This window comes from Streptomyces sp. NPDC020996 (genome assembly GCF_040641355.1).
GTDB lineage: Bacteria > Actinomycetota > Actinomycetes > Streptomycetales > Streptomycetaceae > Streptomyces.
Map to the genome: position 1 here is coordinate 15,719 of NZ_JBFADM010000067.1, position 22,604 is coordinate 38,322.

The following is a 22,604-nucleotide window of genomic DNA, read 5'->3' on the forward strand; positions in this document are numbered from 1 at the left end:
CAGCGGGAGGGCTGGACGCGTTGATGGCGCACTCTCCTCGGGGAAAGGGGCTGCGTAGGGGAGGCAGGCGTCGGCGACGCTAGCGCGGCAACTCCGTGCTACACGCGTAGAGTTGACACATTGTTATGGCTCGGCGGGGGCTGGTCGTACGCCCCTCGCCGAGCCGAGGTCCGGCGGGAACCGTCAGGTCACGGGGTGGTCTTGACCTTGATGTCGCCGTCGACGATCTTCTTCTGGGCCGCGTCCAGCTGGGTCTTTATGTCGTCGATGAAGCCGCCGCTGGTGGCCAGCGAGACACCGCCCTTGGCGAGCGAGTAGTTGTTGACGCCGGTCAGCGGCTTGCCGCTGTGGACGGACTTGATGAAGTCGTAGACACCGACGTCGACGTTCTTGACCATCGAGGTCAGGATCGAGTTCTTGTACTTCGCCAGGCCCGGGATGTTGTACTGGTCGGAGTCCACGCCGATGGCCCAGGCGCCCTTGACGCCGCTGACGGCCTCGATCGCGCCGTTGCCGGAGGAGCCGGCCGCCGAGTAGATCACGTCGGCGCCGTTGTCCAGCATGCCGGACGCGGCCTCCTTGCCCTTGTCGGGGCTGGCGAAGCCGGAGGTGTCCGAGCCGTGGCTCAGGTACTGGGTGTCGACCTTGACCTTGGGCTTGGTGTCCTTGACGCCCTGGACGAAGCCCGCCTCGAACTTCTTGATCAGCGGGTTGTCGACGCCGCCGATGAAGCCGACGTGGTTCTTCTTGCTCTTGAGCGCCGCGGCGACACCGGCCAGGTAGGAACCCTGCTCCTCGGTGAAGGTGATGCTGTCGACGTTCTTGGCGTCCACGACCGAGTCGACGATGCCGAAGCTGACCTTCGGGTACTTCGCGGCGACCTTGGTCATCGAGGTGGCGTAGGCGTAGCCGACACCGATGATCGGGTTGTATCCGGCGTCGGCCAGGTCGGTCAGGCGCTGCTCACGGTCGGCCTCGGTGTCGGAGGTCTTGGCGGTCAGCTCCTTGATCGAGCCCTTGAACTCCGCCTTGGCCTTGTCGGCGCCGCGCGCGGCGGAGTCGTTGAAGGAACGGTCACCGCGGCCGCCGACGTCGAAGGCGAGGCCGATCTTGACGCCGCCCTTGCCGCCGTCGGAGGACGAGGAGGACGACTTGTCGCTGCCGTTTTCGGAGGAGGTGCTGCCACAGGCAGTGGCGGACAGTGCGAGGGCTGCGGTGGCGATGCACGCAGCGGAAAGCTTGGCTACCCGGCGCACGGGAGGCTCCTTCACCTGACCTGAGCGCCATGTCGGCGCTTGTTGTGAGCACCATGCCAGTGCCCGAGCCGAGACGCCCCGGCGGCGTCGGCTTCGCGGCATCGTAACGCGCGTAGATGTCGGAAAGAGACCTCTCCGGAAGCCGTTATCGATTCGAGGCAAACAGCGTCTGAACTGAGGGTCTGCGGCTGCCGCGGCGACCGTTGCGGTCTGTTCACGAATGGCTTACGGACATGTTGCGCCGGGGGTCCGGACGTCCCTGGACCAGGGACGTCCGGCTCTTGCGGCGGCCGGTCGGCAGCTCACGCCGTTCCCGCCGAGGCCTCGTGTCGTCCCTGCCCGGGGCCCCGCACCGGACCGCCCGGCGGACCAGCCGACGCCCCACGCCGGACCGGCCGCCGGACTCACCGACGCCCCACCCCGGGCCGGCCGACGGACCCCACCGGACCCACCAACGCCCCACCCCGGACCGGCCGACGGACCCCACCGGACCCACCGACGCCCCACCCCGGACCGGCCGACGGACCCCACCGGACCCACCAACGCCCCACCCCGGACCGGCCGGCGGACCAAGTCAGGCTCGTAGGCGCCGCACGCCGGAGACCGGCCGACGGGATCGCTCCCGGCCTGTCGCGGACCCCGCCGCGCCGGTTCGGCGGACCACACCGGCGGTGCGGGGTCAGCCACGCCCCCCGCGGTCGCCGGCTCGTCCGCGTCGAAGTCGCCCTGGCCCAGGACGCGCGCGGTGCGCTCGCCCGGGGACGCCCACCGGGGCGGGCAGGGGCGGGCCGGGGCGGACGGGTGAGCGGGCAGCCCTGAAACGGGAACGCCCAGGCCCCCGCGCCGAGGCCGCCGGCGGACCGCGCCGGAGTTCGCCCGCCTCACGGTCCGGCGGACCTGGCCGGAGGCCGTCGGACTCGCGGTTCGCGGGCCTCGGCGGAGGCCGTCGGACTGGCGGTTCGCGGTTCGCGGGCCTCGGCGGAGGCCGTCGGCGGGGCGGGGCCCGCGCTAGCGTTCCGCCGCGTCCAGGAGGGCGGCTGCCGTGAACAGTTCCACGCCCACCGTGATCGCCGACTCGTCGACGTCGAAGTCGCCCTGGTGCAGGTCGCGCACGGTCCGCTCGCCCGGGGGACGCACGCCGAGGCGGGCCATCGCGCCGGGCACGTGCTCCAGGTACCAGGAGAAGTCCTCGCCGCCCAGGCTCTGTTCGGTGCCCTCGATGGCGTCCGGGCCGCGCCGGGCGGCCATGGCGTGCCGCAGCAGATCGGTGACGGCCTGGTCGTTGACCACCGGCGGGACACCGCGCACGTAGTTGATCTCCGACTTGGCGCCGTGCAGGTTGGCGACCTCGTCGATGGCGGCGACGACGACGTCCGGCACCTGCCGCCAGGTGGCGAGGTCGAGGCAGCGCACCGTCCCGGAGAGCTCCGCGTGCTGCGGGATGACGTTCGGGGCGTGGCCGGACTCGATACGGCCCCAGGTCACGGCGAGGCCGCTGCGGCTGTCGACGCGGCGGCCGACCAGCGCGGGCACGTCGGTGGCGACCCGGGCGGCGGCGGTGACCAGGTCGGTGGTCAGGTGCGGCCGGGCGGTGTGGCCGCCGGGGCCGTCGAGGGAGACCTCGAGCCGGTCGCAGGCGGAGGTGATGGGGCCGGTGCGCAGCCCGATCCGGCCGGCGTCCACCCGGGGGTCGCAGTGCACGGCGACGATCCGGCCCACGCCCTCCAGCGCCCCCCACTCGACGGCGTCGGCGGCGCCGCCCGGCAGCACCTCCTCGGCGGGCTGGAAGATCAGCCGGACCGGCTGCGGCAGCCTGCCCTGCCGGTGCAGGTCGGCCAGCACGAGGCCGGCGCCGAGCACCACGGTGGTGTGCACGTCGTGCCCGCAGGCGTGCGCCCGGTCGGGCACGGTGGAGCGGTAGGCGCACTCGGTCTTCATGTCGGGGATGGGCAGGGCGTCGATGTCGGCCCGCAGCGCGAGCGCGGGGCGGTCGCCGCCCCAGTGGCCGATGTCACAGACGAGTCCGGTCCCGGCGGCGAGCACACGCGGCTGCAGCCCGGCCTTCTCCAGCCGTGCCTTGATCGCGGCGGTCGTGCGGAACTCCTGGTTGCCGAGCTCCGGGTGCATGTGCAAGTCGCGCCGGAACGCGATGAGTTCGGCACGCAGTGCCTCGGGCAGCGTGCCGGGCAGCAGCGCTTCCGCGGCCGGCAGATCGACTTCGGACTCCAGTGACATCAGTTGCTTCACCCTCTGAAGGGTAGGACGCCGGGACGGCCGACCGAGCCTGGATCAACAAACTTCAGCCCGTCAGACGAAGAAAAACTCGCCCCTCGGCGCATGGGATTCGGTTGAGGTGGGTAAACCACTCCTTTCTCTACGCATACCACGCTGCGCTCCCGTACGGCGGGTTTGTTCACCTGTCGGAATCGTCACCCCCGCCCGACGGCCCGGCCACACGACGGACGCGGCGTACGGCCACTCGGCGCACACGAGCCGCATACCCCCGCATACCTCCGCGACGCGTGTCCCAGGAGGGCGGCGGTCCCCGCGAACAGCCGGTGCCGGGCCGGTGAACCGCCGGACACGCGCCGGGCGCCGGGGCTAGGGTCCGGCCACGTGAGCGACGACACCCCCGACTTCATCCGCGCCACCCGGGCCTCCTACGACGAGATCGCCGATCCGTACGCCGAGCGGCACCCGGACAGCCTGGCCCACCACCCCCTGGACCTGGCGCTGCTCACCGGCTTCGCCGAGCTGGTCCGGACGGCCGGCCCGGCTCCCGTCGCCGACGTCGGCAGCGGCCCCGGTCACGTCACCGCGCGGCTGCACGCGCTCGGCGTGCCGGTCTTCGGGGTCGACGTCTCCCCGCGCATGGTGGCGCTGGCCCGCCAGGCGCATCCGGAGCTGCGCTTCCACGTGGGTTCGATGCTGCGCCTGGACCTGCCGGACGGGACGCTGGGCGGGGTCCTCGCCCTGTACTCGGTCATCCACGTGCCGGACGGGCATCTGCCCAGGGCGTTCGCCGAGTTCCACCGCGTGCTGGTGCCCGGCGGGCACGTTCTGCTCGGCTTCCAGTCCGGCGACGAGGAGGGCCGGATGCGCCTGACCGAGCGCTTCGGCCGGGAGATCGGTCTGGACTACTACTGGCGCACGCCCGGGACGGTGGCCCGGCACCTGGCCTCGGCGGGACTGCGGCCGACGACCCGCGTGCTGCGCGAGCCGGACGGGGAGGAGACCCGGCCCCGCGCGTTCGTGCTGGCGCGCAAGCCGCCCGCGGTCACACCGCGCTGACCGAAGGCAGCCGCAGACGCGGTCACACCGCGCTGACCGCCGTCAGCCGCAGGCCCGGTCACACCACGCTGACCGCCGACAGGCGGTGGACGTCGCGGGCGGTGTCCGTCACGCCCGACAGGAAGCCCTGGGCACGGGGTGAGGCTCGGTCGGTGAGCCAGGCCGGGTCTATGTCGCAGACGGCGACCCGGACCGGGGTGCCGGCCAGGGCGAGGGGCAGGGTGTGGACGACCGTGGACGGGAAGCTGAGGATCGTGCCGCCGACCGGACCGCGGCGGGCGATCAGCTCCAGCGGGAGGTCCGGGCGGACCACCTCCAGGCCGGTCTCCAGCACCAGCCGGTGCAGTTTCTCGGTGCTCTCGCGCCGGTGCGCGAAGTAGCGGGTGGCGCCGTGCGCCTTGGCCAGGGTGCGCACCGCCTCCAGGTAGCGCTCGGCGTCCACCACGCCGGTCTCCACCAGGGAGGTGCCCACCATGTCGGCGCCCTTGGTGATGCGGGGCGGGCCGAAGCGGGCGCGGGTCCAGGCGAAGGCGTTCACCGTCACCGTCACCCCGTCCGGCCGCTCGTCCACCGGCATGGCGGAGAAGATCTCCACCTGCCGCTTCCCGCCCGGCGTCAGGCGCCGGCGGGCCGAGGAGGAGACCGGGGCGAAGAGCAGGTCCCGCGGGCCGGGGCGGCCGCCCTTGCGGTGCCAGCGCACCAGGCGCTCGCCGCGGGCGAGCTGGGCGACGAACTCCATGGTGGCCGTGCCGTCGTCCACCACGACGAGGGCGGAGGCCCTGGTGATCGTCAGCAGCAGCTGCACGTAGCGGGAGAAGGGGTCGCCCAGTACGACGCGGTCGGCGCGGCGGAGCATGCCGGCCAGGCCGCCGATCGTCTGGAACGGCGCCGCCGGGCCGCCCCTGGCCTCCTCCCAGCGGACCTCGTGGCCCTCCTCGCGGGCGAGTTCGGCCATCCGGCGCAACTGGCCGCGGGTCATCGGGTCGGTCGGGGACAGCACGACGAGGGTGAGCCCCGCGCCGGGCGCATGGGCGTGCGCCCACTCCAGCACGTTCAGCAGCTGTACCGGGCTCTCGACGAACGCGAGAGTGGAGTGGCCGGCGGATCCGGCGCGGCGGCTCATCGGCGTATGACCGTTCCCCTGGTTGGTGTCGCCCGGACCGTCAGACCGTGACCGGCTCGCCCGCGGCGGCGGCGATCTCCGCCTCGGCGACCACGCCGGAGACGCGGCGCAGCTTCTTCATCGGGCCCAGCTCGGAGTCGTAGACCTTCTTGACGCCGTCGCCGAGGGACGCCTCGATGGTGCGGATGTCGCGCACCAGGCGGGTGAGGCCCTGCGGCTCGACGGAGGCGGCCTGGTCGGAGCCCCACATGGCGCGGTCGAGGGTGATGTGGCGCTCGACGAACGTGGCGCCGAGGGCGACGGCGGCCAGCGTGGTCTGCAGGCCCGTCTCGTGACCGGAGTAGCCGATCGGGACGTTCGGGTACTCCTTCTCCAGCGTGTTGATCACGCGGAGGTTCAGCTCGTCGGCCTTCGCCGGGTAGGTCGAGGTGGCGTGGCACATGAGGATGTTGTCGCTGCCGAGCACCTCCACCGCGTGGCGGATCTGCCGCGGCGTCGACATGCCGGTGGACAGGATGACCGTGCGGCCGGTGGCGCGCAGGGCGCGCAGCAGCTCGTCGTCGGTGAGGGAGGCGGAGGCGACCTTGTGGGCCGGCAGGTCGAACTTCTCCAGGAAGGCGACCGCCTCGGTGTCCCACGGGGACGCGAACCAGTCGATGCCCTTCTCCTTGCAGTACTCGTCGATCTGCCGGTACTCGTCCTCGCCGAACTCGACCCGGTGGCGGTAGTCGATGTACGTCATCCGGCCCCAGGGGGTGTCGCGCTCGATGTCCCACTGGTCGCGCGGGGTGCAGATCTCGGGGGTGCGCTTCTGGAACTTCACGGCGTCGCAGCCGGCCTCGGCGGCCACGTCGATCAGCTTGAAGGCGTTGTCCAGGTCGCCGTTGTGGTTGATGCCGATCTCGCCGCAGATGTAGACGGGGCGGCCCGGGCCGACCTCACGCGAGCCGAAGGTGCGCAGACGGGAGTGGGTGCTCATGGCGGGGACTTTCCTTACTTGTCGAGGGAATCGAGAGAGGGGCCGAGGATCCAGCTGGCGATCTCCCGGATCGCGCCGTCACCGCCGGGGACGGTGGTGACCGCGCGTGCGGCGCCGCGCACGACGTCGTGGGCGTTCGCGACCGCCACGGGCCAGCCGACGAGGGCGAAGCACGGGAGGTCGTTGACGTCGTTTCCGGCATAGAGCACGCGCTCGGGCGCGATGCCCTGCTCCTCGCACCACTGCTTCAGGGCGAGGTCCTTGCGGTCGATGCCGTGCAGGACCGGGATCTTCAGCTTCCGGGCCCGGGCGGCGACGACCGGGTTCTGTTCCGTGGAGAGGATCAGCATCTTCAGCCCGCTCCTGCGCAGGGCGGCGATGCCGAGGCCGTCCCCGCGGTGCACGGAGACGAACTCCTTTCCGTCGGCGTCGATCAGCACCCGGTCGTCGGTCTGGGTGCCGTCGAAGTCCAGGACGACCGCGTCGACGTCGTCGGCGGCCGGCAGCGCGCCGGGCCGCCCCGCGTCGAAGAGGGGCGCGAGGGCGCGGGCGCGGGCGAGGTCGTGCGGGTCGTCGATCTCCAGCACCCGGGCGGGGTCGGTCCGCACCAGTTCCGTGCGGCCGAAGAAGCGGTGCCGGTGCTCGCGGAAGCCGACGGCGTCCATCGCGTAGGCGGCGCCGGTCTCCAGCAGGTCCTGGGGGCGGTCCTGGCGGCGCGGGCGGAAGGACTTGTCGTGGTTGACGCCGTAGCCGCCGCGTGCGCCGGACGGACCGGCCGCGTCGGGAGCCTCGACGGGGTCGACGGCGTCGTCGGCGTCGCGCCAGACGAATCCGTGGAACGGCGCCACGGTCACCGCCGTGTCGGCGCCGCCCTCGACGACCGCGCCGGCCACCCCGTCGATGTCCTCGCGGACCAGGAAGGGGCTGGTGCACTGCACCAGCAGGACCGCGTCCACGCGGGCCCCGTGCAGGGCCTCGTGGGCGTCCATGGCGTGCAGCACGGCCGCCTCGGAGGTCGCCGTGTCGCCGGCGATGGCGGCGGGCCGCAGCACGACCTCGGCGCCGGCCTCGCGGGCGGCGGCGGCGATCGCCTGGTCGTCCGTGGAGACCACGACGTCCGTCACCAGACGGGCGGCCCGGCACTCGCGCACCGCCCGCGCCACCAGCGGCACGCCCCCGACGGGGGCGAGGTTCTTCGCGGGCACGCCCTTGGAGCCGCCCCGCGCGGGGATCACCGCGAGCACCCGGCGCACCGTCGCGCCGTGTCCCGCTTGCGGACTGGACATGGGTTCTGCTCCTCGGGGTGGGGTGGGGCGGCTCACGGCTCGCCCGGTGGGACGGCTCACAGCCCGCCCGGTGGGGCGGCTCACAGCTCGCCCATCCGCCGGATGACGGGCGCCACGCGCTGCACCCCGTGCCGGTAGGCGCCGCGCGCCGCGCGGCGCACGATCTGCCGGACCGGGCCCGGCTCGCGGTCGGCGGCGGGCGCGCCGGGCAGCGGGCTGCCGTCCGGGCCGAGGTGGTGGCGGGCGAGGATGCCGGGCAGGTAGCCGGGCGCCGTCGCGGGGGTGTAGTACGGGGTCAGCGGGGGCAGCCCGGCGGGCTGGGCGAGCAGCTTGGCGACGCGCTCGCGGGCCGCGTCGAAGGCGGTGGCGTACGCCCCTCCGCCGGAGGCGACGCCCTGCCGGGCCACCCACTCCTGGTCGGCCTCGGGCCGGTGCCCGGCGTCGAGCTGGTCCCAGGAGGCGAGGCAGCCGGATCCGACGAAGTGGTGGTTGCCGAGCACCTCGCGCACGCCCAGGTCGGTGAGGACCACGGTCGGGATGCGGCGGTGCAGCGACTCCAGCGCGGCCGTCGAACTGACCGTGACCAGCAGGTCGGTGCGGTCCAGGACCTCGCCCATGTTGCCGTACACCAGGCGGAAGTTGGCGGGCAGCTCGAACCGCTGCGCCAGCTTCTGGTAGGGCAGTTCCTCGATGTGGGTGGTGTGTTCGCCCGGCTTGGAGCGCAGCTTGAGCAGCACCTCGCGTTCGGGGTGCAGGCGCGCGTGCCGGACCAGCCGCTCCAGCAGGTAGGTACGGTCCCGCCGGTTGTCCGGCACGGACGGCTGGGCGGCGAACACCACGGTGTGCGGCCTGCGTTCCGGCTCCGCGGCCGAGTCGCGGCCGCCGTCGTAGGCGGCTCCGCCGAGGAACGGCAGCGCCACCTCCGTCACCGACGAGGCGTCGGCGCCCACTCCCTCGTAGACCGCGCGGAAACGCTCCGCGTCCTGGCGGGAGTTGGCGAGCACCAGGTCCGCGCCGTGCCGCAGCAGCAGACCGTCGGCGAGCTTCTCGTAGACGACGCCGACGTAGCCGGTGACGACGACGGGACGCCTGGCACGGCCCTCCCAGACCCGCTTCAGACCGTGCAGCACCGCCTGCACGCCGCCGCCGACGAGGGCGAGCACGACGACGTCGTACTCCCCTTCGGCCATGACGCGCAGGAACTCGACGGCCGTGACCTCCCGCAGCGAGTCGGCGCGCACGCCGACCTCGGCGAGCTGGCGCGCGGTGGGCGTGGACCGGCCGCGCAGCAGGAATCCGTCCAGCCCGGGGCCGGCTTGCCCGCCCTCCGCCGAGGCGGTTCCCATGGTCGGGCCCGGGGCGATCCGCGCCGCGGTCAGGGCACCCCATTTCCAGCGGGTGTCGGAGTCCGCGAGCACGGCGATTCGCGTGGGCTTCGGTGTACTTGGTGGCACGACGAAGACGCTAGGAAGCAATTCCCAGGAATGGCCCAACCACATCTCAACAAAGAGTTAACAACAGCCCGCCTGGAACCGAACTGGCTCGTCAAACGCCGTCAGGCACAAGGGATGCACCGTTCCGACACATCGAGTTCATCCCCTGTACGCCCACCGGAAAGTTCCGCAGCCGGGCGCCCTCCTAGGGTTTCTCGGGTGCCAAAGCTTTCCGTGATCGTGCCGTTCTTCAACGTCCAGCAATATGCGCCGGACACCCTCAGAAGTCTTCGCCTGAACGCCCGCCCGGATTTCGAGTTCATCCTGGTCGACGACCATTCGACGGACGAAACTCCGGCGATTCTGGAGCGTGCGGCCGAGGAACTGTCCGGGGTCGCCCAGGTGCGCCTCGTCCGTCACGACAGGAACGGAGGACTCGCCACCGCGCGCAACACCGGTCTGGACGCGGCGAGCGGCGAGTACCTGACGTTCCTGGACGGCGACGACTGGCTGGCCCCCGGTTACCTGACGCAACTGGTCAGTGCGATCGAGGAGCTGGGCTGCGACTTCATTCGGACCGACCATGTGCAGACCACCGCCCGCGCCCGGACGGTGCACCGGGTCCCGCACGGGCGCCGCTGGGAGGTGCTCGATCCGCGCGAGGCGATCCTGCCGGCCAACCGCACCACCTCCGTGGACTACGCCTACGCGTGGGCCGGCGCCTACCACCGGCGGCTGCTGGAGCGGGGCCTGCTGCACTTCACGGACGGGCTGCGCACGGCCGAGGACCGGCCGTGGATCTGGAAACTGCACCGTGAGGCGGATTCGTTCGCCGTGGTGAGCCTGCTCGGCGTGTTCTACCGGCGCGGGGTGGCCTCCTCGCTGACCCAGATCGGCGACGCCCGGCAGCTCGACTTCATCCGCGCCTTCGACCAGGTGATCGAGGAGACCGCGGCGGACCCGGACGCCGCCCGGCTGCTGCCGAAGGCGGTGCGGACCTACTGCGCGATCATCGACCACCACCTCTCCGACGAGGCCAAGTGGGAGCCGGCCGTCGCCAGGCAGCTGCGGTCCCTGGCCGCGGCCGCGATGCAGCGCATGCCGCAGGACGCCCTCGGCGACGTGCTCGACACCATGGACCTGCGCCGTTCCGCCAGGCTGCGGCGGCTGCGGCGGCGGATCACCACAGCGAAGGCGGCTGCCTGATGTCCCGTACCACCCGGATCTACTGCGCCTCCACGCTCTACGGCGCCGCCACCCTGGCCGCCGCGCTGGATTCCGACTGCTTCCCCGAGGCGGACCGCGAAGTGCTGCTGGTGTTCAACACCTCGGCGATCCCGGAGACCACCCCGGCGCTCGACGAGATGCCGGGCTTTGAACCGCTGCGCGGCCACTTCGACGCCGTGCTGTCCTGGAACGAGGCCATCCACCCGTTCCACCCGGGCGCCTGGGTCCCCCGTCCGGACGACGTCCCGCTCTTCGAGCGCTACCTGCGGCTGCTGTGGGGCCTGGGCGAGGACCGGGTGGAGCTGGTGGTGGAGTCCCTCCAGGTCGCCCCGGCGCAGACGGTGGCCCAGCTGTTCACCGACGCCCCGATCGACGTCTACGCCGACGGCCTGATGAGCTACGGCCCCACCCGCAACAAGCTCGACCCGCTGATCGGCACGCGGGTGCGCCGGCTGCTGCACCTGGACCTGGTGCCCGGCCTGACGCCGATGCTGCTGACCGAGTTCGGCGTTCAGGCGCAGGTGGTGCCGACGGCCGCGTTCCTGAAGACGATGACCGAACTGAGCGCGGCCGTCACGGACCTGCCGGTGCTGCCGGACGGCTCGGCGCTGCTGCTCGGCCAGTACCTGTCCGCGCTGAACATCCTCACCCCGCAGGAGGAGGAGGACCTGCACGTGCGGATGGCGCGGGGAGCGGCCGAGCGGGGCCACCGCTCGATCGTCTTCAAACCGCATCCCAGCGCACCCGCCCGCTACAGCCGCGCCCTGGAGGCCGAGGCCGGGAAGCTGGGCGTGGACCTCACCGTGCTGGACGTGCCCGTCCTCGCCGAGGTGCTGTTCGCGCAGTCGCCGCCCGGCCTGGTCGTCGGCTGCTTCTCCACCGCGTTGTTCACCGCGTCGGCGTTCTACGGCCTGCCGGTGGCCCGCGTCGGCACCGAGCCGCTGCTGGAACGCCTGACGCCGTACCAGAACAGCAACCGGGTGCCGGCCGTGCTCGCCGACGCGCTGGTGCCGGACCTCCAGGGCCGGAAGGGCGAGGACCCGGTCCCCGCCGACACGCTGAACGACCTGGTCACCGCGGTCGGCTTCACCATGCAGCCGCAGCTGCACCCGGACCGGCGCGCGGAGGCGGAGCGCTATCTCTCGCGGCACCTCGGCCCGCGCACGCTGCGCTACTTCAAGAAGAAGCGGCTCACCTCGCTGGGGCTGCCGGGCGGCATCCCGGAGCGGCTCGCCTTCCTGCCCCGCAACGCCACCGCACGCCGGGTGGTCCGCCGGGCCCGGGCACTGCGGAAGGCCGTACGGCGCTGAGCGGCCCCCGGCCCGACGACACGACCGAGCCGACCGGCCGACGGGCACAAGCCCCAGGCGGCCGGCCGCCCGCCGGAGATGGGCGGCCGGCGACCGGCCGGCAGACGCACGGCCGAGGCACGGGCGGGCGCCCCCAGGCGACCGACCGGCAGACGCACGGCAGGCGCCAGGCGCAAGGCGGTCCACCCAGGCGACCGCCCGGCGGCCCGGAGACGGCCGACGGGCGCACGCCCCAGGCGCGCGACCCAGGCGACCACGCGCACCGGAGGCGGCCGACGGGCGCACGATCCGCGCGACCGGTCGGCAGGCGCGCGACCGAGGCGGACAGCAGACCGGCCCAAGGCGGACAGCAGACCGGCCCAAGGCGGACGGCAGACCGGCGCGAGGCGGACGGCGGGCGAAGCGCAACGGGGAAGACCGCGTTCCGACGCGGGACGTTGGGGCGCGGTTAACGAAGGCTCCATAGCTTCCCCCAATGGCGCAAACAGCAGTCTCCTCCGTACCGTGCGGCCCGGCGGGCGGTCCGCGATGACCCAGCAGGACATACGCCCGCCCGTCCACGCCCCGGCTCGCGTCGCGCCCGCGCCGCCCGCGCCGGCCGGGCCGGGGCCAGTCCGGCGGCCGCTGATCTCCTACGTCCTGCCCGTCTTCAACGAGCAGGACGGCGTCGCCGCCTTCCACGCCGAGCTGACCGCCGCGCTCACGGCCCGCCCGGACCTCGACGCCGAGCTGGTGTACGTCAACGACGGCTCCACCGACGGCTCGCTCGCCCTGCTGAGAGACCTGGCGGACGAGGACCGCCGGGTGCGGGTGGTCGACCTCGCCCGCAACTTCGGCCACCAGATCGCCATCACCGCCGGCCTCGACGTCGCCCGCGGTGACGCGGTGATCGTGATGGACACCGATCTGCAGGACCCGCCGCGGGTCAGCCTCGAACTGGTCGACGCCTGGCGGGCCGGCGCCGAGATCGTGCACGCGCGCCGGCGCACCCGGCGGGACACCGCGTTCAAGCGGGCCACCGCGCACCTGTACTACCGCGTCCTGCGCGCCTCCACCGAGGTCGACATCCCGCTGGACACCGGGGACTTCCGCCTGCTGGACCGGCGGGTCGCCGACGAGCTGCGCAGGTACCGCGAGCGCAGCCGGTTCGTGCGCGGCATCGTCGCCTCGATGGGCTTCCGGCAGGCCGAGGTGGCCTTCGACCGCGACGAGCGGTTCGCGGGCGAGACGAAGTACCCGCTGCGCAAGATGACCCGCCTCGCCGTGGACGGCGTCACCAGCTTCTCCACCGCCCCCCTGAAGATGATCACCCGGCTCGGTTTCGCCGTGCTGGCGCTGTCGCTGGCCGGCATCCTCTACGCGCTGGCGATGAAGTTCTTCCGGCCCGAGATCACCGTCTCCGGCTGGACGATGCTGATGTGCGTCGTGCTGTTCCTCGGCGGCACGCAGATGCTGTCGCTCGGGATCATCGGCGCGTACGTGGGACGCATCTACAGCGAGGCGCAGCGGCGGCCGCTGTACCTGGTGCGCGAGGTGATCGGCGGCGACGATGACCACCGCTGAGGCCGCGCCGCCGCAGACCCTGCGCCAGCTGCTGCGCTACACCCTGATCGGCGGCAGCGGCGTCGCGCTCGACCTCGGGGTCTTCCTGCTGCTGCACAACCTCGCCGGGCTGGACGAACAGGTCGCCAACGCGCTCTCCACCACGCTCGGCATCGCCAACAACTTCGTGCTGAACGCCCTGTTCACCTTCGAGCGCCGGGACCGGATCGTCGTCCGCTTCCTGCGCTTCTACGCCGTGGGACTGACCGGGATCGTCCTGACGAACCTGCTCTTCCTCGTGTTCACCGACGCGCTGGGCGTCGACGCCGACCTGGTCAAGGCGGGTTCGCTGCTGCCGGTCCTGGCGCTGCAGTTCGTGCTCAACAGAAAGTGGAGCTTCGCATGAATCTCGGCATCATCGGCGCGGGTGCCACCGGCCTGACCGCCGCCTGGGACGCGGTGCGCGCCGGGCACCGGGTCACGGTGCTGGAGGCGGCGGACGAACTCGGCGGCCTCGCGGCCTCGCTGGAGGTGGGCGGCGCTGCGCTGGAGCGGTTCTACCACCACATCTTCCGCAGCGACCGGGACATGATCGCCCTCATCGGGGAGCTGGGGCTCGGCGACGCGCTGCGCTTCCACAAGCCGGCCACCGGCATCTACCGGGGCGGCCGCCTCGTCGACTTCACCACGCCGCTGGACATGCTGCGCTTCCCGGAGTTCGGCCCGCTGGACGCGGTGCGCTTCGCCGGCTCGTCGGCCGTGCTGAAGGCGGTCCGCGACGGTGAACGGTTCAACGACCTGACGGCGCTGGCCTGGTTGCGCAGGTGGGCCGGCCGGAAGGCGACCGCGGCGATCTGGGAGCCGCTGCTGCGCGGCAAGTTCGGCGATCGGGCCGAGCAGGTGTCGATGGCCTGGCTGTGGGCCCGCATCCACTGCCGGACCTTCGAACTCGGCTACGTGGACGGCGGGTTCGAGCGGGTGTACGCGGCGCTGCGGGACGGGGTCGAGGAGCGCGGCGGAAAGGTGGAGTTCGGCAAGACCGTCGAGGCGATACGGCAGGACGGCGACACCGCCGTCGTCCGGTGCGCGGACGGCTCGCGCTACGACTTCGACCGGCTGATCGTCACCGTCCCGCAGCCCGCCTTCGCGAAGGCGGCCGGACTGCCCGCCGACGACCGCCTGTGGAAGAACCAGTACCTGGCCGCGACCTGCTTCGTGCTGGAGCTGGACCGCAGCGTGATCCCGTACTACTGGCTCAACGTCAACGAGCCGGACTTTCCCTTCCTCGCGGTGGTCGAGCACACCCGGATGATCGACCCGTCGGTCTACGGCGGCCGGCACGTCCTCTACGTCGGCAACTACGTGGCGCGCGACGACTGGCGGTTCACCACCGAGCCGGGCGAACTGCTGACCGCGTACCTGCCGTATCTGCGCCGGATCAACCCGCAGTTCGACGCCTCCTGGATCAAGGACTGGCACTTCTCGAAGGCCGGGTTCGCGCAGCCCGTGGTGACGCCCGGGTACCGGGCGCTGATCCCGGCCCACGAGACGCCGATGAGCCGGGTCACGCTGGCGACGATGGCGCAGATCTTCCCCCAGGACCGGGGCCAGAGCTACTCGGTGGCGCTGGCCCGGAAGGTGACCGCGTCGCTGGGTCTGACCTGACCCCGGTCCGTTCGCGCACGAGGCGGTGCCGTCCCTCCCGCGGGGAAGGACGGCACCGCGTCGGCGGGTGCCGCTGTTACAGCAGCACCCCGAGGAATTCCACGATGCCGGCGAGAAGGTCGGTGATCATGTGCTGCTCCTTTCACTGTGGGGGAAGCGCGTCGCGACACGCACGCCACGTTGCGTGACTAGCCGCTCGCACACCGTTAGTGTTGCTTGTTTCGGCCGACTCGGCCTGCGCTCGCACGGCGGCCCACCTCTTCGGGGGAACCGCTCCCCCCGTTCGGCGGGCCGCCGGGATGCGCCCTCGGCCTCCCGCCGGTTCAGGCGGGGTGCCTGCGGGTGCACAGCACCACCCGTTCCTCCGGGCCGCCGGGCGGGCAGTCGTACACCGCCTCGATGCGGTGCCAGAGGGCCGGGTCGACCTTGCCGGGGCGGAACCAGGGGCGTTCCAGCACCGCGTAGGGCGCGGGGTCGTGGTCGACGCAGTCGGCGTTCTCCCGGTACGACGGCAGCCGCGTGACGTCCGGGAGGAAGCGGGTGCGCTGCAGGAACGTGGCGATCGGGTACCGGCACCGGGCGGGGTGGCCGACGTAGTACGTGGTGTCGCCGAACGCGAGGTAGAGCACCGGGGCGTCGGCGGGCAGCTCGGCGCGGATCCGGTCGGCCTCCCGCTCGGTGCTGCGCAGCTCCTCCAGGTACTGGGCGCTGGTCTCGGTGACCTTGCCGCGCGCGACCAGGTGCGGGGAGCCGGGCCAGACGGCCGCGGCCAGGCACACCACCCCGAAGAGGGCGACCGGGACGGCGGACCGGGCTGCGCCCCGTCCCGCGGTCGCGGGGGCGGGGTCACGCCCCGCGGCCCGGGCGTCCACGGCGGCCGCGGCCAGGGCGAGCAGGCCCGCCGCCCACACCTCCCACGGCCGTTGCAGACCCTTGGGCAGCTCGGCGTACAGCACCGGCAGCACGCCGTACACCAGGGACACGGCCCCGAAGCACCACGGCGGCGAACGGCGCGCGCCGCCCACCGCGAGGCCCCAGACGGCGGCGGCCAGCACCGGCAGCTGGGCCGCGTGGTAGAGGAACCAGTTGCCCTGCACGACCACGACCGCCTGCGCGGCGACCGCGGCGGTGACCGCGACCAGCAGCACCTCGGCCCGCCGCCGGCGCCGGCGCACCCGGGCCAGTACGAGGAGCAGCGCGCCCGGCAGGAGCAGCAGCACCGGCGTGGCCACCGCCCGGTCGGCGAGGAAGTCGACGCACTGGTCGAAAACCGGGCCGGGGTGGAGCCCGGTCCTGCTCAGGGCCGACTGGTTGATCCGCGGCATGTCCGCGGTCCACTGCCGCTCGTGCGATCCGGCGAGGACGCTCAGCCCGAACAGGGCCGCCGCCGCGCCCGCCCCGGCCAGGGCCAGCCGCACGGCGCGGCCCCGGTCGGCGGCGTACACGAGCAGCACGCCGATCGCGGCCGTCGCGGCGGTGGAGTACTTCATCATCACCGCGAGCCCGAGCGGCGGCGCGGCCAGCAGGACGCCCCGCCACGGGCGCGCCGGGCCGAGCGCCGCGGCCACCGCGAACACCGTCAGCACGACGGCCGCCCACTCCGGCTGGAGGAAGTCGTTGCGGGGGGCGAGGGCCAGGGCGAGGCCGGTGGCGCCGGCCGTGAGGGCGGCCTCGCGCCGGGTGACCCACCGCAGCAGGGCGGTGTGCAGGGCGTACCCGGCAGCCCCGGCAAGCAGGACGCCGGCCGCGCCCATCAGGGCCTCGCGGACCGGCGTCGAACCGCCGAAGGAGGTCAGCCGGTCGAGGATCGCGATGAACCAGCGGTAGAAGAACGGCCGGTGGGTGAAGACCTCGGACGGCGAGTAGCCGGCCGCGCGGCCGGTGCGCAGGGCGGCGAGGACGTAGTGCAGGTCGCCGGTCAGGCGCCGGGTGACCACGGTGTACACCACGGCCGCCGCGGACGGCAGGGCGACCGCCGCCCACCACAGGGGTGCGCGGCGGCCGGCCTTCCCGGTCCGTACGGCCATGTCGTCGGCGAGGACCGTCGCCACGGTCAGCCGCCCAGAATGACCCGCAGGTCGGCGGCGTTCGCCTCGGTGACCTTCCACAGCTCCTGCTGGCGGCCGTGCACGTCGGCCACCGTCTTCGCGTGGTCGGCGAGCAGCTCCCGGGAACGCTCCACCAGGCGGGCGGCGAGGTGGCGGTCGTGCACGGAGACGCCCCACTCGGGCCGCTCGATGTCGTTGAGGAAGTACGCCATCTTCGGGTGCGAGATCAGGCTGATGATGGGCGTGCCGCAGCCGAACGGGATCATTCCGGCGTGCCCGCGCATGCCGATGACCAGCTTGGTGCGGGCGTAGAGGTCGAGGATCTCCTTGTTCTCGAAGTCGTACATCGGGATGACCGGCAGCGAGATGCCGTGCTCGCGGCGCAGGTCGAAGGCGATCTTCTCGTCGTCGAGCGAGTGCGCCACGCACCGCACCTCGGCGAGTTCGCCCAGGTCCCGGACGGCCTGCGCCATCTGGGCCAGGAAGTAGCCGTAGTCGTGGCCGAAGCGCAGGCCGGCGCGGTCGTAGGCGGCGTTGATCAGGATGGTGTCGTCGCGGTGCGCGGGGTCCTGCCAGCCCGGCACGAGCTGCCGGGTGACCGTCGTCGGGCAGGGCTGGAAGCGCACCTTGTCCTGGAGGCGGGCCGGGAGCATGGCCCGGACCTTCTCGATCGAGCCGTGGTTGCGCAGCCCGAAGAAGGAGGACCGCTCGACGAGCAGCCGCAGCGACTGCCGGAACCGGCCGGCCCGGTAGGACTGGCCGTCGAAGGCGTTGAAGCCCACCGCGAACACCGAGATCGGCACGTCGATGCGGTCCAGCAGCTCGTCCGGGACGTTCCACTGCCAGGCGCTGTTGCCGTTGGGCATGGTGTCCGGGATGAACAGACCGCCGCCGCCGATGACCAGGCCGCGGCGGGCGTTGACGCGTTCCAGGGCCGCCTCGTCGAACAGGCGGTGGGCGTGGACGGAGTGCCAGCGGCGGGAGCTGGTGTCCGGCCCGAAGGCGAGGCGGACGCTCTCCGGGAGCAGCTTGTCGCCCGCGTTGCCCTGCCGGTCCATGTAGAACGCGACGTGCGCCAACTGGTCCTCGGGGGCGCCGAGTTCCTGGGCCGGTACGGAGGACGCGCGCTGCGCCCACAGACGGCTGGAGCGGTGGGTGGGGTCGACGGACAGGCCGGCCGTGGCGTGCTTCAGCGCCTGGGCGTTGTCGCCGTGCACCCACGCCATCTGCGCGAGGCGGGCGTAGGCGGTCGCGGCCCGGTTGGGGGCGGCGGTGGCCAGCAGCAGCTGCGCCTTGGCCTCCGCGTAGCGCGAGACGCTCATCAGGGCGTGGCCCAGCACCTCGTGCGGCCACGCCTCGTCGAGCGGGACGCGGACGCTGCTGAGGATGTCGACGGCGTCCTGGTAGTCGCCGGAGGCGATGTGCGCGGCGGCGACCTTGCGGGCGACCTCGGCGTCGCCGGTGCGGGCGACGTGCGGGGTGCCGTAGTGGACGAGCAGGTCGTGGTGGAGGCCGCCGGAGGAGGCCAGGTAGGCGGCGTGGAAGTCGGCGTCGGACAGGTCGAACTCGCGCCAGCGGTCCTCGGCCTGGCTGTAGCCGGCCTCGCCGCCCTGCCACGGCTTGTGGCGGCCGGTGAAGTGCAGGATCGCGGTGTCCTCGGGGACCGGCAGATCGCCGGACAGCCGCCGCTTGACGAAGTTGTAGCGGGGGTCGAGGCGGACGAAGTCGCCGTCCAGGACGGCGTTGAGGATGCCCTGGTCGTGCTTGTCGAGCTCGTAGTCGCCGCTGCGCCCGCACCGGTCGAGCTTCGCGCAGAACTCGTCGCTGAGGTACTCGCGCTGGATGACCAGCAGGCCGGAGTTGAGCTTGTGCTGTCCGTAGAAGAACTGCGGCACGGCCGCGAGTCCCTCGCGCAGCCTGAGCAGTTCGCTCAGGTCGCCGAGGACGACCATGTCGGTGTCGAGGGTGATGACGGTGTCGTACTCGCGCAGCCGGAAGACGTCGAGGATGAAGTACGCCTTGCGGACCAGGTAGTTGTCCTGGTCGCCCTTCTTGTACGAGTCGTAGTGGTCGGCGTCGACGCGCTTCAGGACGATGCGCGGGTGCAGGTCGCGGATCTTGGCGACGGAGCCGGGGCGCAGGTCGTCGTAGAGGACGACGAAGTCCTCGCAGACGCCCGGGTTGGACAGGGCGAGGCTGCGCAGCAGGACGAGGAAGCCGGGCAGGTAGTTCTCGTCGACGTAGGAGGCGAAGGCGATGCGGCGCTTGCCGGTGAGCGCGGAGGCGTCGGTCGCGGGGGCCGGGCCGGCGGCGGGCGCGGTCAGGGAGGTCGTGGTCATCGCAGGGATATCCTCATGTCGGTCACGCTCTGGGCCCGCTGCATGACCCATTCCTTCTCGCTGGTGTATTCGTGCACGGACGTGATGGCCAGCTTCATCGCCTCCGGCACGCGGTAGGCGCCGCTCTCGTAGAAGTCGAAGCCGATCAGGTCGAGCCGGGGGCTGACGTCCAGGAAGTCCAGCAGCCACAGCATGTTGAAGCCGGTGGTCGGGATGCCCGACCAGGCGTCGGCGCCGAGCTTGCCGATGTTGCGCAGGGGCCAGCGCAGCGACTCGTCGCCGAGGTAGGTCTGGGCGCCGGGCACCAGGCGGTTGCGCAGCGAGTGCTTCCAGTCGCCGGAGATGCCGCCGAAGACCAGGCGGGTGGTGACCTGCTGGTCCCAGTTGAAGCCGTGCTTGTGGATGGTGGCGTGGATGTCGGTGCGGCTGCCGGTGTGCTTCGGGTCGATCTTGTAGGAGTTGAAGCGCACCACGAGGTCGTAGGAGTCGATCTCGGCGCCCATCGAACTGGTGCCGACCCGGCCGGAGTTGGCGATCAGGCAGATGGACTTGCCGGTGATCAGGTTGCGGAACTCGCCGAGGCTGATCCACTGCACGCCGCCGACGGTCGGGTCGGCGACCGGGCCGCGCATGCGGCTGCGGCGCTGCTCGGCGTAGAGGGCGAGGGCGTCGGTGAGCGCGGGCAGGTCGACGCCGGGGACCGCGGTGCGCAGGTCGAGGTACTGGCTGAGCAGGTCCTGCCGGTCGGTGACCGGGGCCTCCTCGGCGGCCAGCGTGAGGAGCGCTCCCACCAGCCGGGGCTCGGCCTCGGCCCAGTCGCCGACGGCGTGCGCGGCCAGGCCCTCGGCCCACACCTCGGTGGCGGGGCGGCGGGTGAACTCCGCGGCGCGCGGGACCTGACGGCCGAGCAGCGCGAACAGTTCGCGCTCCTTCTCGCCGGCCAGGCGCAGGCCGGCGATGCGGTTGCGGACGCCGAAGCCGTCGTCGTCGGTGAGGGAGAGGTACTTCTCGTACGCCTCCAGCGCCTCCGTCTCGTCGCCGAGGGCCTCCAGGAGGCGGGCGCGCAACCGCCAGCCGGCGCGGGAGTTCTTGCGCTGGGCGAGCACGGTGTCGCTGATGACCAGGGCGAGGTTCAGCTCGTCGTCGTAGCCGCACTCCAGCGCCTTGTTGGCCACGGCGAGCAGGGCGTCGAGCAGTTCGTTGCCGATGCCGGCGGAGGCGGGGGCCGCGGCTCCCTTGACGGCACGCTTGAGCAGCGCGGTGGCGCCGCCGGCCGGGGCGGGCGCGGCGGCCGTGGTGGCGGTGGTGCCCCACACGACGAGCAGCTTGCGCAGTTGTTCGGCGAGTTCGACGCGGCGGCGGTCGATGCTGCCGACGAGTTTGCCGCTGTGCACGGCGCAGGCGCGCAGGCAGTCGTCCAGCTCCCCTCCGCGTGCGCGTGCCCGTCTGTTGTGGACCCTCGTCATGGCGCTCCTGGGTATGTGCCGAACCAAGCTGTGAACGTGCCTCACCCGCCGGGGTTCACCGCGGCGCGGGGGGATGCCGGGTCAAATTAGGAAGCGAAAACGACGTTGAGGTGAACCCGCCGGGGCCGGGGGGAGAATCGTTGCTCGGTCACCCCGGTCCGCCTGCGGCACGAGCCCGAAAACCCGTCAGCGCGCGGGCGCTCGGCGCGCTTCGGCACGCTCGTGATCACCCGCCGGTGATCACCCGCCAGTGATCACACGCCGGTGATCACACGCCGGTGATCACACGCTCGCCAGCGACAGCTTCACCGCGAAGCCCAGGAACAGCGCCCCGGCCGCCGAGGTCGCCGTCGCCGCGAGCCGCTTGCGGCGGCGGAAGGCGGCGGCCAGCCGGGTGCCGCCGAATATCAGCGCGCTGAGGTAGAGCACGCTCGCGAGCTGCGCGAAGACGCCGAGGACGACGAAGGACAGGGCGGGGTAGGCGTAGCCCGGGTCGACGAACTGGACGAAGAAGGCGACGAAGAACAGGATCGCCTTGGGGTTGAAGAGGCTGATGACGAGGGCCCGGCGGTAGGGCCGCTCGTCGGTGGCCGTCGCGCCGGCGTCCTCGGGCACGGCCTTCTCCCGCCGCGTGCGCCACATCCCCCAGGCGGCCCGCATCAGGCCGGCCGCGAGCCAGGTCAGGTATCCGGCGCCGGCGTACTTCACGATGCCGAACAGCAGGGCGTTCGCCTGTAGCAGCGAGGCGACGCCGGCGGCGGACAGCGTCATCAGCACGGCGTCCCCGCACCACACCCCGGCCGCCGCCCCGTACCCGGCCCGCACCCCACGCCGGGCGGCCACGGACAGCACGTACAGCGAGTTGGGCCCGGGCAGCAGCACGATGAGCACGAGGCCGGCCAGGTAGGTGGGCAGATCGATGACGCCGAACATGTCCGGAGTGTCGCACACGGGTACGACACTCGGCTCGGGTGTTTCAGCCGTCGAGCAGGGTGTCCACGGAGAGCTCGACCCGTACCCCGACCGACTCCGGCAGAACCAGGTCCTGCCCGCGCTTGAACCGCTGGGGGCCGGGATATACGCCGTCGGCCGGGTCCGTGTACAGCAGCACCTCACCGTGCTTGCGGTCGGCGACGAGGTAGGCCGGGATGCCCGCCTGGGCATAGCACTCGACCTTCGGGCCGAGGTCGTCGGACCAGTTCGACGACGTGATCTCGACGACCAGGCGGAAGACGTGCGGGGCGTAGTGGTTCTTGGTGACGTGGGCGTCGCGGAAGTCTTCGTCGACGATGGAGAGGTCGGGGATCGCGAAGTCCGAAGGCAGGGTGGGCAGCCACAGGCCCACGCCCTGGATCCACTCAGCCCCGCTTCCTTCGATGCCTGCGCGCTCGATCGCCCTGCACAACTTCGTCAACGACAACCCGTGCGAGCCATCCGGCGGCGGTGTCACAGTGAGCCTCCCCTGGAGAATCTCCACGCGGTGGCCAGGCAGTGCACGGGCGAGCTGGTCGGCAGCCTCGCCCAGGGTCAGCTCCTGCTGCAGTACGGCCATGGCGTCCTCCTTTTCGGGGCCCACTCTCCACGAGAGTATCCGGGGGCGCGGCGTTCCCGCCCCCGTTCACTCATACGGAGGAACCGC

General features: G+C 72.4%; 17 protein-coding genes. 6 read left to right on the plus strand and 11 right to left on the minus strand.

From position 1 onward, the window contains the following. Positions 1-188 precede the first annotated feature (188 nt). Together AB0G63_RS32685 and AB0G63_RS32690 are read right to left on the minus strand one after the other, a co-directional pair. A complete protein-coding gene (locus AB0G63_RS32685) occupies positions 189-1,256 on the minus strand; it encodes a BMP family ABC transporter substrate-binding protein (RefSeq protein WP_360757776.1) in 1,068 nt (355 codons plus the stop codon). A 1,008-nt stretch (positions 1,257-2,264) separates the two neighbouring features. Then, entirely contained in the window at positions 2,265-3,491 is a 1,227-nt protein-coding gene (locus AB0G63_RS32690) for an amidohydrolase (protein WP_360757829.1), read from the minus strand. A 381-nt stretch (positions 3,492-3,872) separates the two neighbouring features. Here AB0G63_RS32690 and AB0G63_RS32695 point away from each other — a divergent pair, with 381 nt between their 5' ends. After that, positions 3,873-4,547: a class I SAM-dependent methyltransferase gene (locus AB0G63_RS32695; RefSeq protein ID WP_360757778.1), complete on the plus strand. Its 675-nt coding sequence runs from the start codon at positions 3,873-3,875 to the stop codon at positions 4,545-4,547. A gap of 58 nt (positions 4,548-4,605) precedes the next feature. On the opposite strand, the gene AB0G63_RS32700 is transcribed toward AB0G63_RS32695, so the two are convergent. From AB0G63_RS32700 to AB0G63_RS32715, 4 genes are all read right to left on the minus strand, one after another. Continuing rightward, on the minus strand, positions 4,606-5,670 hold the full coding sequence (locus AB0G63_RS32700) for a hypothetical protein (RefSeq protein ID WP_360757781.1): 1,065 nt from the start codon (positions 5,668-5,670) through the stop codon (positions 4,606-4,608). A 40-nt stretch (positions 5,671-5,710) separates the two neighbouring features. After that, complete coding sequence (locus AB0G63_RS32705; RefSeq protein ID WP_360757783.1) at positions 5,711-6,649, minus strand: N-acetylneuraminate synthase family protein; 939 nt, start codon at positions 6,647-6,649, stop codon at positions 5,711-5,713. A 14-nt stretch (positions 6,650-6,663) separates the two neighbouring features. Further along, on the minus strand, positions 6,664-7,935 hold the full coding sequence (locus AB0G63_RS32710) for an N-acylneuraminate cytidylyltransferase (protein WP_360757785.1): 1,272 nt from the start codon (positions 7,933-7,935) through the stop codon (positions 6,664-6,666). An 80-nt stretch (positions 7,936-8,015) separates the two neighbouring features. Continuing rightward, positions 8,016-9,389, minus strand: a complete 1,374-nt coding sequence (locus AB0G63_RS32715; RefSeq protein WP_360757788.1) for a DUF6716 putative glycosyltransferase — start codon at positions 9,387-9,389, stop codon at positions 8,016-8,018. A 198-nt stretch (positions 9,390-9,587) separates the two neighbouring features. Here AB0G63_RS32715 and AB0G63_RS32720 point away from each other — a divergent pair, with 198 nt between their 5' ends. From AB0G63_RS32720 to AB0G63_RS32740, 5 genes are all read left to right on the plus strand, one after another. Continuing rightward, positions 9,588-10,574, plus strand: a complete 987-nt coding sequence (locus AB0G63_RS32720; RefSeq protein WP_360757791.1) for a glycosyltransferase family 2 protein — start codon at positions 9,588-9,590, stop codon at positions 10,572-10,574. Further along, a complete protein-coding gene (locus AB0G63_RS32725; protein WP_360757793.1) occupies positions 10,574-11,905 on the plus strand; it encodes an alpha-2,8-polysialyltransferase family protein in 1,332 nt (443 codons plus the stop codon). Before AB0G63_RS32720 ends, AB0G63_RS32725 begins: the two co-directional genes overlap by 1 nt. Positions 11,906-12,433: 528 nt before the next feature. Further along, positions 12,434-13,468 (plus strand): glycosyltransferase family 2 protein, encoded by a 1,035-nt coding sequence (locus tag AB0G63_RS32730; RefSeq protein WP_360757796.1) that lies wholly within the window; start codon positions 12,434-12,436, stop codon positions 13,466-13,468. Further along, positions 13,455-13,853: a GtrA family protein gene (locus AB0G63_RS32735; RefSeq protein WP_360757799.1), complete on the plus strand. Its 399-nt coding sequence runs from the start codon at positions 13,455-13,457 to the stop codon at positions 13,851-13,853. Before AB0G63_RS32730 ends, AB0G63_RS32735 begins: the two co-directional genes overlap by 14 nt. Next, positions 13,850-15,112: an NAD(P)/FAD-dependent oxidoreductase gene (locus AB0G63_RS32740; RefSeq protein WP_360757801.1), complete on the plus strand. Its 1,263-nt coding sequence runs from the start codon at positions 13,850-13,852 to the stop codon at positions 15,110-15,112. The genes AB0G63_RS32735 and AB0G63_RS32740 overlap by 4 nt, the downstream gene beginning before the upstream one ends. Before the next feature lie 323 nt (positions 15,113-15,435). On the opposite strand, the gene AB0G63_RS32745 is transcribed toward AB0G63_RS32740, so the two are convergent. From AB0G63_RS32745 to AB0G63_RS32765, 5 genes are all read right to left on the minus strand, one after another. Further along, positions 15,436-17,163 carry a hypothetical protein gene (locus AB0G63_RS32745; protein WP_360757803.1) on the minus strand — a complete coding sequence of 576 codons (1,728 nt, stop codon included), beginning with the start codon at positions 17,161-17,163 and terminating at the stop codon, positions 15,436-15,438. A 2-nt stretch (positions 17,164-17,165) separates the two neighbouring features. Next, on the minus strand, positions 17,166-19,499 hold the full coding sequence (locus AB0G63_RS32750; protein ID WP_360757805.1) for a glycosyltransferase: 2,334 nt from the start codon (positions 19,497-19,499) through the stop codon (positions 17,166-17,168). Further along, positions 19,496-20,965, minus strand: a complete 1,470-nt coding sequence (locus AB0G63_RS32755) for a glycosyltransferase family 29 protein (protein WP_360757807.1) — start codon at positions 20,963-20,965, stop codon at positions 19,496-19,498. Before AB0G63_RS32755 ends, AB0G63_RS32750 begins: the two co-directional genes overlap by 4 nt. 282 nt (positions 20,966-21,247) lie before the next feature. Further along, positions 21,248-21,898, minus strand: a complete 651-nt coding sequence (leuE, locus tag AB0G63_RS32760; RefSeq protein ID WP_360757809.1) for a leucine efflux protein LeuE — start codon at positions 21,896-21,898, stop codon at positions 21,248-21,250. Positions 21,899-21,941: 43 nt separating this feature from the next. Further along, positions 21,942-22,517, minus strand: coding sequence for a Uma2 family endonuclease (locus AB0G63_RS32765; RefSeq protein WP_360757811.1), 576 nt, complete (start codon positions 22,515-22,517; stop codon positions 21,942-21,944). Between the last annotated feature and the right edge of the window lie 87 nt (positions 22,518-22,604).

What these genes read in the sequence shown, in the direction of transcription:
- AB0G63_RS32690 (WP_360757829.1), bottom strand. Translation starts at nt 3,491, where the DNA reads ATGTCACTGGAGTCCGAAGTCGATCTGCCGGCCGCGGAAGCGCTGCTG.
- AB0G63_RS32700 (WP_360757781.1), bottom strand. Translation starts at nt 5,670, where the DNA reads ATGAGCCGCCGCGCCGGATCCGCCGGCCACTCCACTCTCGCGTTCGTC.
- AB0G63_RS32705 (WP_360757783.1), bottom strand. Translation starts at nt 6,649, where the DNA reads ATGAGCACCCACTCCCGTCTGCGCACCTTCGGCTCGCGTGAGGTCGGC.
- AB0G63_RS32710 (WP_360757785.1), bottom strand. Translation starts at nt 7,935, where the DNA reads ATGTCCAGTCCGCAAGCGGGACACGGCGCGACGGTGCGCCGGGTGCTC.
- AB0G63_RS32725 (WP_360757793.1), top strand. Translation starts at nt 10,574, where the DNA reads ATGTCCCGTACCACCCGGATCTACTGCGCCTCCACGCTCTACGGCGCC.
- AB0G63_RS32730 (WP_360757796.1), top strand. Translation starts at nt 12,434, where the DNA reads ATGACCCAGCAGGACATACGCCCGCCCGTCCACGCCCCGGCTCGCGTC.
- AB0G63_RS32735 (WP_360757799.1), top strand. Translation starts at nt 13,455, where the DNA reads ATGACCACCGCTGAGGCCGCGCCGCCGCAGACCCTGCGCCAGCTGCTG.
- AB0G63_RS32740 (WP_360757801.1), top strand. Translation starts at nt 13,850, where the DNA reads ATGAATCTCGGCATCATCGGCGCGGGTGCCACCGGCCTGACCGCCGCC.
- AB0G63_RS32750 (WP_360757805.1), bottom strand. Translation starts at nt 19,499, where the DNA reads ATGACCACGACCTCCCTGACCGCGCCCGCCGCCGGCCCGGCCCCCGCG.
- AB0G63_RS32755 (WP_360757807.1), bottom strand. Translation starts at nt 20,965, where the DNA reads ATGACGAGGGTCCACAACAGACGGGCACGCGCACGCGGAGGGGAGCTG.
- leuE (WP_360757809.1), bottom strand. Translation starts at nt 21,898, where the DNA reads ATGTTCGGCGTCATCGATCTGCCCACCTACCTGGCCGGCCTCGTGCTC.
- AB0G63_RS32765 (WP_360757811.1), bottom strand. Translation starts at nt 22,517, where the DNA reads ATGGCCGTACTGCAGCAGGAGCTGACCCTGGGCGAGGCTGCCGACCAG.